The 14,420-nt window shown below is 70.4% G+C and carries 13 protein-coding genes and 1 riboswitch; of the genes, 8 read left to right on the forward strand and 5 right to left on the reverse strand.

Translation table 11 applies throughout. The features are described 5' to 3' along the window. Nucleotides 1-18: 18 nt before the first annotated feature. The 5 genes from HZU84_RS15995 to HZU84_RS16015 all read right to left on the reverse strand — a co-directional run bounded on the left by HZU84_RS15995 (nucleotide 19) and on the right by HZU84_RS16015 (nucleotide 4,455). Nucleotides 19-699 (reverse strand): precorrin-8X methylmutase, encoded by a 681-nt coding sequence (locus tag HZU84_RS15995; RefSeq protein WP_149505515.1) that lies wholly within the window; start codon nucleotides 697-699, stop codon nucleotides 19-21. Continuing rightward, nucleotides 696-1,574 (reverse strand): sirohydrochlorin chelatase, encoded by an 879-nt coding sequence (locus tag HZU84_RS16000; protein WP_149505514.1) that lies wholly within the window; start codon nucleotides 1,572-1,574, stop codon nucleotides 696-698. Before HZU84_RS16000 ends, HZU84_RS15995 begins: the two co-directional genes overlap by 4 nt. Then, a complete protein-coding gene (cobM, locus tag HZU84_RS16005; RefSeq protein ID WP_149505513.1) occupies nucleotides 1,571-2,350 on the reverse strand; it encodes a precorrin-4 C(11)-methyltransferase in 780 nt (259 codons plus the stop codon). The genes HZU84_RS16000 and cobM overlap by 4 nt, the downstream gene beginning before the upstream one ends. Further along, nucleotides 2,351-2,998, reverse strand: coding sequence for an energy-coupling factor ABC transporter permease (locus tag HZU84_RS16010; RefSeq protein ID WP_149505512.1), 648 nt, complete (start codon nucleotides 2,996-2,998; stop codon nucleotides 2,351-2,353). Nucleotides 2,999-3,114: 116 nt separating this feature from the next. Beyond that, entirely contained in the window at nucleotides 3,115-4,455 is a 1,341-nt protein-coding gene (locus HZU84_RS16015; protein ID WP_149505511.1) for a cobyrinic acid a,c-diamide synthase CobB, read from the reverse strand. 142 nt (nucleotides 4,456-4,597) lie between these two features. After that, nucleotides 4,598-4,823: riboswitch (cobalamin riboswitch) on the reverse strand. A gap of 239 nt (nucleotides 4,824-5,062) precedes the next feature. On the opposite strand from HZU84_RS16015, the gene HZU84_RS16020 reads away from it, so the two are divergent. Genes HZU84_RS16020 through HZU84_RS16055 form a run of 8 tightly spaced genes read left to right on the forward strand, consistent with a single transcriptional unit; the run spans nucleotide 5,063 to nucleotide 14,418 of the window. Next, nucleotides 5,063-6,949 (forward strand): methyl-accepting chemotaxis protein, encoded by a 1,887-nt coding sequence (locus tag HZU84_RS16020; protein WP_310734049.1) that lies wholly within the window; start codon nucleotides 5,063-5,065, stop codon nucleotides 6,947-6,949. 1 nt (nucleotide 6,950) lies between these two features. Further along, entirely contained in the window at nucleotides 6,951-8,618 is a 1,668-nt protein-coding gene (locus HZU84_RS16025) for a chemotaxis protein CheW (RefSeq protein ID WP_149505509.1), read from the forward strand. 22 nt (nucleotides 8,619-8,640) lie between these two features. Continuing rightward, nucleotides 8,641-9,768 (forward strand): chemotaxis-specific protein-glutamate methyltransferase CheB, encoded by a 1,128-nt coding sequence (gene cheB, locus HZU84_RS16030; RefSeq protein ID WP_149505508.1) that lies wholly within the window; start codon nucleotides 8,641-8,643, stop codon nucleotides 9,766-9,768. A gap of 46 nt (nucleotides 9,769-9,814) precedes the next feature. Further along, nucleotides 9,815-10,441 (forward strand): HEAT repeat domain-containing protein, encoded by a 627-nt coding sequence (locus tag HZU84_RS16035; protein ID WP_244954575.1) that lies wholly within the window; start codon nucleotides 9,815-9,817, stop codon nucleotides 10,439-10,441. 29 nt (nucleotides 10,442-10,470) lie between these two features. Then, a complete protein-coding gene (locus HZU84_RS16040; RefSeq protein ID WP_149505507.1) occupies nucleotides 10,471-11,346 on the forward strand; it encodes a CheR family methyltransferase in 876 nt (291 codons plus the stop codon). Then, nucleotides 11,343-11,771, forward strand: coding sequence for a response regulator (locus HZU84_RS16045; RefSeq protein WP_149505506.1), 429 nt, complete (start codon nucleotides 11,343-11,345; stop codon nucleotides 11,769-11,771). The genes HZU84_RS16040 and HZU84_RS16045 overlap by 4 nt, the downstream gene beginning before the upstream one ends. Next, a complete protein-coding gene (locus tag HZU84_RS16050; protein WP_149505505.1) occupies nucleotides 11,768-14,182 on the forward strand; it encodes a chemotaxis protein CheA in 2,415 nt (804 codons plus the stop codon). The genes HZU84_RS16045 and HZU84_RS16050 overlap by 4 nt, the downstream gene beginning before the upstream one ends. Beyond that, the gene (locus HZU84_RS16055) at nucleotides 14,182-14,418 is read left to right on the forward strand and encodes a hypothetical protein (protein WP_149505504.1); all 237 of its coding nucleotides are present in this window, start codon (nucleotides 14,182-14,184) and stop codon (nucleotides 14,416-14,418) included. Before HZU84_RS16050 ends, HZU84_RS16055 begins: the two co-directional genes overlap by 1 nt. The last annotated feature ends 2 nt before the right edge of the window (nucleotides 14,419-14,420 follow it).

Raw genomic sequence — 14,420 nt, forward strand, 5'->3', positions numbered from 1 at the left:
GAAGCGGCCTCTCCAGCGTCAGGCCGCGGCGGCCTTCTGCCGCGCCTCGGCCAGCGACAGCAGCGCGTGCACGGCGGCCACCACCAGCGTCGATCCGCCCTTGCGGCCGCGGATGACGATCCAGGGCACATCGGCGATCTCGGCCATCAGGTCCTTCGACTCGGCCGCCGAGACGAATCCCACCGGCATGCCGACCACCAGCGCCGGGCGCACGCCCGCCTCGCGGATCAGCCGCACCAGCTCGATCAGCGCGGTTGGCGCATTGCCGATGCCCACAATCGCGCCCTCCAGCCGCCCGAGCCGGTGCGCCTTGCGCATCGCCTGCACCGCGCGGGTGGTGTCCTCGGCCCGGGCCTGCGCGATCACGTCGGCATCGCTGATGAACTGGTGCGTCGTCATGCCGAAGTGCGCCAGGCGCGGCCGCGACAGGCCGGAGCAGATCATCTCGACATCGGCCACCACCGGCGCGCTGCCCTGCAGCATCGCCCGGATGCCGGCCTCGACCGCCTCCGGGTGGAAGTCGGTCAGGCCGTTGAACTCGAAGTCGGCGTTGGCGTGGATCATGCGGCGCACGATCGGCCACTGCTCGGGCGTGTAGCGGTGCGGGCCGGCCTCGGCGTCGATGATCGCGAAGCTGTCATGCTCGATCGCCTGGCCGGCGCGGGTGAGCTGCTCGGTGACGGTGTTGACGGTGCTCATGCCGGTGCGTGCTGGTGCGCGTGCTGATGCGTGTGCTCGTGCGAATGGCCGTGGCCGAGGTCGTGCGCGATCTCGCGGTAGCTGCAGCCGTCGCAGGGCAGGCGGCTGTCGGGGGTGCCGGCCTGCAGGTCGGCGACGCGCTGCTCCAGCAGCGCGAAGATTTCATCCTCGAAGCCGAAGTGCGTCGAGGCGGCGAAGCGGATCTGCGGGTACTGCGCGCGCAGGTGCTCGACCTGGCGATGGATGCGCTGCATCAGCGTGCCGGTGTAGAGGTAGTAGGGCAGCACCACGATCTGGCGCATGCCGATCAGCGCCTGGCGCTGCACCACCCGCTCCAGCCGCGGGAAGGTGATGCCGGTGAAGGCCAGGTCGACCAGCTCGTGGTCGCCCGCCTCCTGCAGCCAGCGCGCCATCTTGGCCATGTCGCCGTTGGCGGCGCGGTCGGAGGAGCCGCGCCCCAGCAGGATCACGCCGGTGGTCGTCGGGTCCGGCATGTCGAGCGCATTCATGGCCCTGCGCAGCCGGCGCTTGAGGATCGCCAGGATCGGATCGCAGGCGGTGAGGTGCGGGCCGTAGAGGAATTCGGTACCGGGGCAGTGCGCGCGGGCGTGCTCGATCGCCTCCGGGATCTCCATCTTCACATGGCCGGCGGCGTTGAGGATCAGCGGCAGCACCAGCACGCGGCGCGCGCCCTGCGCCGCGGCGATCAGGCCGTCGTGCAGCGAGGGCGGCGCGAACTCGATGAAGCAGACCTCGATGCGCCAGCGCGGCTGGCGCGCGCGCCATTGCGCGACGAACTCGCGGATCTCGACATTGCCGGATTCCTCGCGCGAGCCGTGGCCGACGAGCAGGATGCAGTCTGGGTGGTAATTCATGCGCAAGCCTTGCGGAAGCGGTGGGTGAAGCCCGGGTCGTAGAGCTTCGACTTGACGAGGTCCGGCCAGTGGCGCGCGCCCAGCGTGGGGCTGGCGAGGACCATGGCCTGACTGACGATGCCGGCGTCGCGGCAGCGCTGCTTGATGTCGGAAAGCGTGCCGCGCACGATGCGCTCCTCGCCCGGCCAGCTGGCCTTGTGGACGACGACGATCGGCGCGTCCTCCGGCCAGCCCGCCGCGCGCAGCCCGGCCTCGACCTTGTGCAGCAGCGTGATCGACAGGAAGATGCACAGCGTGGTGCGGTGCGCCGCCAGCGCGGCCAGGTCCTCGCCCGGCGGCATCGGCGTGCGGCCCTCGACGCGGGTGAAGATGACGCTCTGCGTGACCTCCGGCAGCGTGAAGCTCTCGACCGCCGCCGCCGCCGAGGCCATCGCCGACGACACGCCGGGCACCACGCGCACCGGCACGCCGGCGGCGTCGAGCGGCTGCACCAGCTCGATCAGCGCGCCGTAGAGCGCCGGGTCGCCCGTCTGCAGCCGCACCACCGTCTCGTGCGCGTCGGCCTGCTCGATCAGCCAGGCGGCCATCTGCGGCAGCGTCATCTCCTTGCTGTCGGCGATGACGCAGCCCGGCGGCGCCCAGCGGGTCGCGGCCTCGTTCACCAGGGAGCCGGCGAACAGGATCGCGCCGGCGCGCTCGATCAGCGCGCGGCCCTTGACGGTCAGCAGCTCCGGGTCTCCGGGGCCGGCGCCGACGAACCAGACGGTGCCGCGCATTCAGGCCGCCCCGGCCAGCGTCAGGCGCTCGTCCAGACAGACCCGCGCCCAGCGCTGCGAGCGCAGTGCCGCGGCGCCACGCACCAGCGCGATGGTGACCAGCGGCTCCAGCGCCACCACACCCAGATAGGACGCCGCGAAGCGGCCCCACTCGGCCAGCGAGACCGCCTGTTCGCCGTTGGCGAGCCAGAAGCCGACCATCAGCGTGACACCGGCGTAGTAGGCGCCGTCGAGCTTGAGCAGCGCGGCCAGACCCGGCGTGCCTTCGCCCAGGCGACGGCCCAGCGTGTGGTGCACCGCCAGCAGCGGCACGATCAGCGACAGCGCATTGACCGCCAGATGCACCAGATCCTGCGGCTCGAACAGCAGGCCCTGCATCAGCAGGCCCAGCGCGAAGCCGAAGAGGGTCGGCAGCAGGCCGAACAGCACATAGACGGGCATCGCGCCGATGAAATGCAGCTCGGACGGTCCCACCGGCAGGTGGAAGCTCTGCATGAAGACCGAGAAGAAGACCGCCGCCAGCAGCGTGCGCAGCCACAGGGCAGGCCGGCGCCACAGCGCCGGTGCATGCGCGGCCAGCAGGCCGACGGCGGCCACATTGGCGGCCATGATCTTGGCATCGGACAGGAAGCCGGGTTCGATATGCATCGTGAAATCTCCGTGGACAAGGGACAGGGAAGAAGGGGGCAGGCGCGAGCCGGCCCGGCACGGGGCCGCCAGGGCTCCGCGCGCATCAGGTCAGGCGTGTCGGGAAGGACGGGCGCTCAGCCGCCGGGCGGCGGCGTGGCCGGATCGAACAGCGCCGCGATCGCGCTCGGGTTCGACGGGAAGTAGAGGTGCAGGAAGGAGGCGTGCAGCCGGCCGAGGCGCCAGACGGATTCCGGCCGGCCGTGGTCACGCTCGGCCCGGGTCCGGCCGGCAGCGGGCAGCGGGCTCTCGAACTGGCCGTGGTGGAAGGTGTGGCCGCGCACCGTGCCCTCAGGCAGGTCGGCGGTGTGCATGCCGAGGTTGACCAGGCACGGCTGCATGCGGCCCTCGCCCGGCAGCAGGCCCCACATCGCGGCGCGTCGACCGGCCAGATCGCTCAGGCCATCCCCCAGCGCGAGCAGGCCGCCGCACTCGGCGACGATCGGCCGGCCGGCGGCGTGAAAGGCGCGGATCGTGTCGCGGGTGCGGCACGCCTCCTCCAGCCGCTCCAGATGCAGCTCCGGATAGCCGCCGGGCAGGTAGAGCGCATCGGCCTCGGCCGGCACCGGCTCGTCGGCCAGCGGCGAGAAGAAGACGACGCGTGCGCCGAGCTGCGCCAGCAGGTCGACATTGGCGGGGTACAGGAAGGCGAAGGCGTCGTCGCGGGCGATGGCCACCGTGCGGCCGGCCAGGCGCCGCGGCGGGGCGTCGACCTCGGCCGGCGCGATGAAGCGCACCGGTGCGGGCAGCGGCGGTGCGGCGCGCGCGACCACATCGGCTGCGCCTTCCAGCCGGCGCTCCAGGTCCGGCAGTTCGGCCGCCTGAACCAGGCCCAGGTGGCGCGAGGGCCACTCCAGCGCCTCGCAGCGCGGCAGCGCGCCGAATGCGGCCATGCCCGGCGGCAGGCTCTCGATGACCATGCGCGCATGGCCCTCGCTGCCGACGCGGTTGGCGATCACGCCGGCAAAGTCCAGCCCCGGCCGGTACAGCTTCAGCCCGAGCGCGATCGCGCCGAAGGTCTGCGCCATCGCGCTGGCGTCGATCACCGCCAGCACTGGCAGCCCGAGCCGCTCGGCCAGCGCCGCGCTCGAGGCGCTGCCGTCGTGCAGGCCCATCACACCCTCGACCAGGATCAGGTCGGCCTCGCCGGCGGCCTGCCAGAGCAGCTCGCGGCAGTGATCCTCGCCGCCCATCCACAGGTCGAGCTGCCGGCACGGCGCGCCGCTGGCGTGCTCGTGCACCATCGGATCGATGAAGTCGGGGCCGGTCTTGAACACCCGCACCCGCAGGCCCTGGCGGCGCCAGTGGCGGGCCAGCGCGGCCGTCACCGTGGTCTTGCCCTGGCCGGAGGCCGGTGCGCTGACCAGCAGCGCGGGGCAGAGGCGGTCGGGCCGCCCGGAAGGAGTCTGTGTCGTCATGCCTGTCGGCCGCACGCCCCGTGCGGCTGTCGCGAGAGAATCGCTGGCGGCATCGGGCGGGGTCGGACGCAACAGGACCGGGGCCGGTCCTGCACGGGGCTGCGGCGCAGTCCCGTGTCGTCCGGTCGCCGCCCTCCGCGGTGCCAGTGCGCATGCTTCAGGCCGGTCTCCGGGCTCGCGAGCGCGGGAATCGCCCTGTCGGGCGGTCCTGCCGATCGGGTCGCCTTCCCGGAACCGCGGCTCCAGTGGCATCGTGACCTGATCTTCTCTCGCTGACCGTTGCGGGGGCAGCGCCGGCTTTTCACCGGCTTCCCGTTTAAATCCGGCCGTTCTTCACGAACCGGATCACCTGCAGCGGCGTGCAGTCTATCAGCTTCGGCGCGCCCCGCGCCAGTCCTGCAAGGTGCCGAGACGGACACCGCAAAAGAACGGAAAAGCCCGGCAAATCCCTTCATGGCGTCGGGAATCCGCGTGATCGAATCACTGCGCCCTGCACACGACCTGCCGCCGTCGATGACCGGACGGAGTCGCTGTCCCCTCAGTCCAGAACATTCGGAGCCCGTCCATGGCGCTGGTGACCAAGCATCGAGAGACCGTTCATGAACCCGTGGCCGCCCCGGTCGTCGCACGCGGCGTGACCCGTACGATGGCCCGCGACGCCGAGGCCGGCCGCAAGCGCGCACGCACGCTGGCCAAGCAGCAGCAGGTTGCCGAGCGGGTGGCCAGCGCATCGAGCCAGCTGTCGGCCGGCATCAACGAGGCGGCCTCCGCTTCCGAAGAGCTCAAGCGCGCGGCCGACCAGATCGCCAGCGGCGCCGAGGAAGCCTCGGGCGCAGCCCAGGAATCGCTCGCAGCGATCACCCAGGTCAGCGCTTCGATCGCCCGCCAGCTGTCCGCGGTCAACAATTCGCGAGCCAAGGCCGACAGCATGCAGGCCACCACCAGCCGCATCGATTCCGAGGTGCGCGCCACGGTGGCCAATGTCACGCTGGCGGCGCGCCGCCAGGCCGAGTCGGTGCAGCGGGTGGCCGAGCTCGAGCGCCAGGCGGCCAACATCGGCGACATCGTCAAGGCGGTGGCGCGCATCGCCGACCAGACCAATCTGCTGGCCCTGAATGCCGCGATCGAAGCCGCGCGGGCCGGTCAGCACGGCAAGGGCTTTGCGGTGGTCGCCGACGAAGTGCGCACGCTGGCCGAGACCAGCGAGAAGAGCGCCAAGCAGATCCAGGATCTGGTCGGTCAGATCCAGGGCGAGGTCAAGGCCATCGCGGCCGGCATCAACCAGTCGTCCGAGACGATCGCCGGCGAGGTCGAGAAGAGCGAACAGATCCTGCGCCAGCTCGACCGGGTGCGCCATGACGCGGCCGACATCGTGGCCGGGGCCAGCGAGATCTCCGCCGCGGCCCAGCAGGCCAGCGTGGCCTCGCAGCAGGCGCTCAAGGGCGCCGAGCAGATCGCCGCGGCGGCCGCGCAGCAGTCCTCCGCCTGCGAGGAGGCGGCCAAGACGGTCGACGAGCAGAGCGCGGCGCTGTCCGAGTGCGAGCAGACCTCGCAGAACCTGTCGGAGATCGCCGACGAGCTGAAGAACTCCTCGGACATCGGCAAGAGCGCCGAAGAAGTCGCCAGCGCCGCCGAGCAGCTCGCCGGTGCGGTGCAGGAGATCAACCGCTCGGCCGCGCAGATCATGGTGGCGCTCGACGAGATCCGCAAGGGCGCGCAGACCCAGGCCTCGGCCACCGCCGAGTCCGCCGCGGCGATCACGCAGATCGAACGCGGCGCGCAGATCGCCTCCGAGCGGGCGCAGAACGCGCGTGAGCGCTCCAGCGCGATCCGCGCCCTGATGATCGACAACAAGCAGATGATCGAGGGGCTGGTGAGCAGCATCTCGGACAGCGTGGCCTCCACCCGCACCAGCCTGCAGCAGATCAAGGAGCTGGAGCTGGTCAGCCGCAAGATCGACAAGATCGTCGATGCCATCACCCAGGTCTCGATCCAGACCAACATGCTGGCGGTCAACGGCTCGATCGAGGCGGCGCGTGCCGGCGAGTACGGCAAGGGCTTCGTGGTGGTGGCCACCGACATCCGCAATCTCGCGCATGACTCGGCCGAGAATGCCGACCGCATCAAAGATCTGGTCAAAGGCATCCAGGACCAGATCGCCACCGTCGGCCGCGACCTGGGCGAGATCGCCACGGCCGCGCTGGCCGAGGTCGACAAGACCCGCTCGATCACCGCCAACCTGTCGGCGATGGAAGGCGATGTCGTCGAGGTCGAGAAGGGCAATGTCGAGGCGGCCGAGTCGGCCCAGGAGATCGTCTCGGCCCTGTCGCAGGTGCGCGTGGCGGTCGACCAGGTCTCCGCGGCGGCCCAGGAGTCCGAGAAGGCCGCCGAGCAGGCTTCGGCCGCGGCGCGCCAGCAGTCTCAGGGTGCCGAGGAGCTCTCCGCCGCGATCGAGGAGATCGCCTCGCTGGCCGACGAGCTGCAGAGCAACTGAGATGGAGGCGCTCCACACGGTCGCCGACGGCGACGAGACGCGGGCGGCCGGGCAGACGCAGCAGTTCGTCACCTTCAGCGTCGCCGGCGAGATGTTCGCGGTGCCGATGGCGCCGGTGCAGGAGATCATCCGCGTGCCCGATGTCGCGCGCATGCCGCTGACGCCGCCGGCCCTCGAGGGGCTGGCCAATCTGCGCGGCCGGGTGCTGCCGATCATCAGCCTGCGCCGGCTGTTCGGCACGCCGGAGCGCGACAACGATGACGCCACCCGTGCGCTGGTGATCCACATCGGCCAGTCGCTGGGCTTCGTCGTCGACCGGGTGGCCAGCGTCATCAGCGTCGATGCCAGCGAGATCGAGCCGGCGCAGGTGGTTCAGTCTGTGGTGCAGACCGATTGCCTGACCGGGGTGATCCGCCGCGAGGTGTCCGATGGTCATGGCGGCCATCGCGACCTGCTGCTGATCATCGACTTTGCCCGGCTGGTCCAGCAGCACCTCACCCGCATGATTCCGTCGCGCGAAAGCGGCGCGGTCAGCGGCTCGCGCGCGGCCGATGGCGGCGAGTCCGCCGACCGGGCCGAGCCCGGCGAGGGCAGCGGCGAGCTGCGGCTGGTGAGCTTCACGGTGGCGGCGCAGGAATATGCGCTCGACATCGCCGACGTGCAGGAGATCGTCCAGGTGCCGGAGACGATCACCGCGGTGCCCGGGGCGCCGGGCCATGTGCTCGGGCTGATCTCGCTGCGCCGCCGGCTGCTGCCGCTGGTGAGCCTGCGCTCGCTGTTCGCGCTGGCGGATGCGGAGCTGGACGAGCATCACCGCATCGTCGTCGTGGCGCTGCCCGGCGGCGGCCAGATCGGTCTGGTCACCGACACCGTCAAGGAAGTGCTCAGCGTGCCGCGCAGCCAGGCCGACACCATGCCCGGCATCCTGACGCGCGACGCCGATCTGCAGGAGTTCTCGGCGATCTGCAGGCTCGACGGCGGCCGCCGGCTGGTCTCGATCATCGCCACCGACCGGCTGCTCGGCATGGACAGCGTGAGAGAGGCCCTGCAGCTGGGCGCCCCGGGGGTTTCCGGGTCTTCAGACCGATCCGGATCGGCCGATTCACTCTCCAGCCCGGACGCATCGATGAACAGATCGACCCACAGCATGATTTCCCCTCCCGACGACGAGGACGCCCAGGTCGTCATCTTCCGCCTCGGCGCGGAGGAGTTCGGCGTGCCGATCATGAGCGTGCAGGAGATCGTGCGCCTGCCCGAGACGCTCACCCGCGTGCCGCGCACGCCCGAATTCGTCGAGGGCGTGATCAATCTGCGCGGCACGGTGCTGCCGGTCATCGACCAGCGTCGCCGCCTGGGCATGGACGCGATCGAGCGCAACGATCGCCAGCGCATCATGGTGTTCACGCTCGGCGGCCTGCGCACCGGCTTCATCGTCGACTCGGTGGCCGAGGTGCTGCGCATTCCGCGCCAGAACATCGCGCCGGCGCCGCAGCTCTCCGACGAGCAGATCCGCCTGATCGGCCGGGTCGCGCGGCTCGATGGCGACCGCCGCCTGGTGCTGCTGATCGATCCGACCCAGCTGCTGGCCGCGCGCGAGGTGCGTGCCATCGAGTCGCTCGAGCCTGCGGGCGAGTCCCGCACCGCCCCATCGATGGCTCGTGCCGCCTGATGCACAAGGAGATTGCCCGACCATGCCCGGCAAGGTTCTCGTCGTCGATGATTCGGCGCTGATGCGCCGGCTGCTCTCGGCCGTGCTGACGCAGGCCGGCTGGACGGTCGCCGCCGCCCGCAACGGGCGTGAAGGCGTGGAGCAGCTGCTCGAGTGGCAGCCCGATGTCGTCACGCTCGACATCAACATGCCCGAGATGGACGGACTGACCGCGCTGTCGCTGATGATGCAGGCGCGGCCCACTCCGATCGTCATGGTCTCGTCGCTGACCGAGAAGGGCGCGCAGGCCACGATGGAGGCGCTGGCGCTCGGTGCGGTCGACTTCATCGCCAAGCCGGGCGGCACCATCTCGCTGAGCATCGACGACATCCAGGCGCTGCTGCTGGAGAAGGTGCGCACCGCCTCGCGCATCCGGCTGCGGCCGGGCCGACCGGCGGCCGCGATGCCCGCGCCGGTGCAGCGTGCTCCGCGCCCCGCTCTGGCACGACCCGCTCCGGCGAGTCCTCGCACGACCACGAGCGCACCGGCATCTGCATCGCCCGCTCCGCCGCGCGGTGGCATGGGCCGCTGTCCGGGCCTGGTGCTGATCGGCATTTCCACCGGCGGGCCGCGCACGCTCGAGGATGTGCTGCCGCAGCTGCCGGCCGACTTTCCCTGGCCGGTGCTGGTGGCCCAGCACATGCCGCCGAACTTCACGCTGGCCTTCGCGCAGCGCATGGACCGCATGTGCGCGCTGGAGGTGGTCGAGGTCGGCGAGCCGATGCCGCTGGAGCCCGGGCGCATCCACATCGGCCGCGGCGGCACCGATCTGGTCGTGGTCGAGCGGCTCGGGCGTCTGGTCGCACAGCCGCGGCCGGAGTCTCCCGCCCATCCCTGGCATCCGTCAGCCGACGTGATGGTCGAGAGCGCGATGCGGGTTCTTCCGGCCTCGCAGCTGGTGGGCGTGCTGATGACCGGCATGGGCTTCGACGGCGCCCGGGCGATGGCCGAGCTGAAGGCGCGCGGCGGCCGAACGATCGCCGAGGCCGAATCGAGCTGCGTCGTCTTCGGCATGCCGTCCGAGCTGATCCAGCGCGGGGGCGCCAGCGTGGTGCTGCCCAGCCAGGACGTGGCCCGGCAACTGCGCACCTGGGTGCAGCGCCTGGGCTGAGAACCGATTCATCACTGCCAACGACACGGGCCACAGGGGACACCGCATGGGACTGAGAAAGAGCAACACGCCGGATCCGCTGCGCGAGGTCGTCGACCGCGGCTTTCCGCGCCATGTCGACGGACTGGTCGCCCAGCTGCGCGGGGGCGATGCCGAGCAGCGCCGCTGGGCGGTGCGCGACCTGACCGGCCATCCGCAGGCTGCCGCGGCACTCGGCGCCCAGCTGCTGGTCGAGCGCGATGCGGCGGTGCGCGAGGCCATCTTCCTCGCGCTGGGCACGATGGCCAGCGACGAGGCGGTCAGCGCGCTGCTGCCGCTGCTGCGCAGCGAGGACGCCCGGCTGCGCAATGGCGCCATCGAGGTGCTGTCGGGCCTGCCCAAGGTGGTGGGGCCGCGCATCTCGGCGCTGCTGCTCGACGCCGATGTGGATGTGCGCATCTTCACCGTCAACCTGCTCGGCGAGCTGCGCCATGAGCAGGTGACGCAGTGGCTGCAGCAGGTGCTGCTGTCCGACCGGGAGGTCAATGTCGTGGCCGCCGCCATCGAGGTCATGGCCGAGACCGGCCAGCCCGAGCACATCGACGCGCTGCGCGAGACCCGCCGGCGCTTCGCCGACGATCCCTTCATCGGCTTCGCCGCCGATGTGGCGATCGAGCGCATCCGGGCCTCATGACGATGCCCGCCCCCGCGAAGGACAGGCCGATGAAAGCCGCCACCGCCCCCGCGATCGTCCCGCCGACGATCAGCGATGCGGACTTCCTGAAGTTCCGCGAATTCTTCTATCGCAAGACCGGCATCCATTTCGAGGAAAGCAAGCGCTACTTCGTCGACAAGCGCCTGATCGAGCGCATCGAGGCCACCGGGAGCGACAGCTTCCGGGCCTATTTCATCGCGCTGCGCTTCGAGGCCGACGGCCGCGAGCTGCAGCAGCTGGTCAATCTGATGACGGTCAACGAGACCTATTTCTTCCGCGAGAGCTACCAGTTCGACTGCCTGGTCAACGACATGCTCGACGAGGTGGCGCGGCGCAAGCGCAAGGGCGGCCGAATCCGGATCTGGTCGATTCCCTCGTCGACCGGCGAGGAGCCCTACTCGATCGCGATCTACCTGCTCGAGCGCTGGCGCCACATCGACGACTACGAGGTCGAGATCCTGTCCTCCGACATCGACACCACGGTGCTGGCGGCGGCCGAGCGCGGCGTCTACTCGGCCCGATCGGTGGCCAATCTGCCCAAGCACTACCTGGACAAGTATTTCCGGCGCCTGTCCGACAACGAATACCAGATCTCGCGCGATCTGGTCGCTGCGGTCGACTTCAGCCGCGTCAATCTCAGCGATGCGGCCGACACCCGGCGCTTTCGCGACATCGACGTGATCTTCTGCCGCAACCTGCTGATCTATTTCGACGACCTGTCGCGCCGTCTCGCCGCCGAGGCGATGTACGACGCGCTCAATCCCGGCGGATTCGTCTGCCTGGGGCACTCGGAGTCGATGAGCCGGATTTCCTCGCTCTATGCCGTGCGCCGTTTTCCGGACGCGATGGTCTACCAGAAACCCCTTCCCGGAGAGCGCCCATGAAGCACATTCTCGTGGTCGACGATGCCGCGACCGTGCGCATGTATCACCGCAAGATGCTCGGCGATGCCGGCTGGAGCGTCGACGAGGCCGTCAACGGACTGGAAGCCCTCGAGCGGGTGATGGCCCGTCCGGGCGGGCCGGCCTACGACCTGTATGTCGTGGATGTCAACATGCCCAAGATGGACGGCTACACGCTGGTGCGCGAGCTGCGCCGCCTGCCGCAGCTCGCCCAGGCTCCGGTGCTGATGGTCTCGACCGAGGCCCAGATGCATGATGCCGCCGCTGCCGAGGAGGCGGGCGCCAACGGCTATCTGATCAAGCCGGCGCGCCCGCGCGATCTGGTGCTGACCGCCGCGCTGCTGATGGGCGATGGCGTCACCGCCCGGCGCATCGCCGCCGGTCGCATGCAGGGAGTCAGCGCATGAACTCGACCGAACTCCTGGAGCAGTTCATCCTGGAGGCACGCGAGTGCCTCGAGTGCATCGGCCAGCGTCTGCTCGATGTCGAGAAGTCCCCTGACGACACCGAACTGCTCAACGACCTGTTCCGCCAGGTCCACACCCTCAAGGGCAACTGCGGCCTGTTCGAGTTCAAGGCGCTGGAGCGGGTGGTGCATGCCGGTGAGGATCTGCTGGACCGGGTGCGCAACGGGGCCCTGGCCTACGGGCCGGAGATTGCAGACACGCTGCTGGAGGCGATGGACTTCACCGCCGAGCTGATCGATGCGATCGAGACCCGGGGCGCGCTGCCGGAGCAGGCCGACGAGCGGGCCAGCCCGATCGCGCAGCGTCTGCGCCAGCATCTCAGTGCGCCTGCGGAGCCTGCTGCGCCTGCCGCAGCGACCACATCCGTGCCGGCACCGCCTCCTGAGCCCGCGCCACTCCCGGCCTGGGCCGAGCGCATTCCCGAGGCGGCTCGCCAGGCGGGGCGCATCGCGGTGCGCTACCAGCCCGAGCCCGACTGCTTCTTCAAGGGCGAGGATCCCTGGCACCACGCCCGGCTGACCCCGGGCCTGCGCCATCTCTCGGTCGCGGCCCGTCAGCCCTGGCCGGTAGCGGACGACTTCGACTGCTATGCCTGCAATCTCGATCTGGTGATCGTCAGCGACGCACCGCAGTCCGAGGTCGCGGCGCATTTCCGCTATGTGCCCGAGCAGATCGAGCTGGTGGAGATGCCGGCCCCTGTGGCCGCCGCTCCGGTGGTGCTCGATCTGTCGGCGGTGCGCAACGAGCAGGAGGGATCGCGCGGCGTCGCAGCATCGATCGATCCGGCCGACGAGCATGAGGCGCTGATGCTCAGGCGCCTGCAGCAGATCTGGGACGACCAGTGTCGGCTGCTGGGCCGCGCCGGCGTGGCGGCGGGCACGGTGGCCGCCACCCGCGCGACGCTGCAGAACCTGCTGAGCTGCATCGACGACGAGGCGGCGCGCAGTGCGCACGCCTCGCTGGCCCAGCTGCCGCCGGGGCCGGCGCCGCTGCTGCAGTGGGCACGCCAGCATCGGCCTGGCCGTCCGGCGGCCGCACAGGCCGATCCGCAGCCGCTCACGGCGGCGGGTAGCGCATCGGACCCGGTCGCCGGCAGCCCGGCCGCCCCGATTCCTCAGCGTGGGTCGACCGGCCAGGGTGCTCAGGCTGGTGACGAACCCGGCTCGCCCGAACGCGGCCAGAAGGTGCTGAAGGTCTCGCAGGACAAGATCGACCGGCTGATGGAGCTGATCGGCGAGATGGTGGTGGCCAAGAACGCCCTGCCCTATCTGGCCACCCGCGCCGAGACGGTGTTCCAGCAGCGCGAGCTGGCCCGCGAGATCAAGGCCCAGTATTCGGTGATCAACCGCATCGCCGAGGACATGCAGCACGCGATCATGCAGGTGCGCATGCTGCCGGTCGGGATCATCTTCCAGCGTTTCGGCCGCCTGGTGCGCGACATCGGCAAGAAGCTCGGCAAGGATGTCTCGCTGGTGGTCGAGGGCGAGGAGACCGAGGCCGACAAGAACGTCATCGAGTCGCTGGCCGATCCGCTGATCCACATCCTGCGCAACAGCCTGGACCACGGGCTGGAGACGCCCGACGTGCGCGTGGCCAGCGGCAAGCCGCCGCAGGGCGTGCTGCGTGTCGCGGCGCGCCAGGAAGGCGACCGCGTCGTGCTGACGATCAGCGACGACGGCGCCGGCATCGACACCGAGCGGGTGCGGGCCAAGGCGGTCGAGCGCGGGCTGATCCCGGCCGACCGCGCCTCCTCGCTCAGCGACGTGGAAGCGGTGCAGCTGGTCTTCCTGCCGGGATTCTCCACGGCCGAGTCGATCTCCGACCTGTCGGGACGTGGCGTCGGCATGGACGTGGTGCGCACCGCGGTCGAGCGCATCAACGGCCAGGTCGAGCTCGAGAGCGAGCGCGGCCGCGGCACCACGGTGCGGCTGACGCTGCCGCTGTCGATGGCGGTGACCAACGTGATGATGATCGAGGCCGGCGGTCGCCACTTCGGCGTGCCGATGGATCTGATCGTCGAGACGGTGCGGGTGCCGGCCGAGGACATCCACCATTTCAAGCGTTCGCAGACCACGGTGCTGCGCGGGCGCATCGTGCCGCTGCGCGCGCTCTCCGACATGCTGGGCATGGACCTGCCGCCTCAGCCCAACAGCGACGGCGAGCTGGCGGTGCTGGTGGTGCGGCTCGGCAGCGAGAGCATCGGCCTGCTGGTCGACAACTTCCACGGCACCTCCGACATCATCCTCAAGCCGCTCGAGGGCGTGCTGGCGGGCATCACCGGCTTCGCCGGCACCGCGCTGATGGGCGATGGCAGCGTGCTGATGATCCTCAACCCGAAGGAGCTGGTCTGATGGGCATCCGATACCTGAAGAAATCCGTCACGCTGCAGGGCCGGATCAGCGCCGAGGAAGCGGAAGAGCTGCAGCAGTGGCTCAAGTCGCAGCCCCGGGCGGCCGTCAATGTGGGCAAGTGCGAGCACATGCACGCCGCGGTGCTGCAGGTGCTGCTTGCCCTGCGACCTCGTGTGACAGGCATGCCGGCCGATCCCTGGCTCCAGGCGGCCCTGGCGCCGCAGGCTTCGTCATGAAG

The sequence above is a fragment of the Sphaerotilus sulfidivorans genome, assembly GCF_013426975.1.
GTDB lineage: Bacteria > Pseudomonadota > Gammaproteobacteria > Burkholderiales > Burkholderiaceae_C > Sphaerotilus > Sphaerotilus sulfidivorans.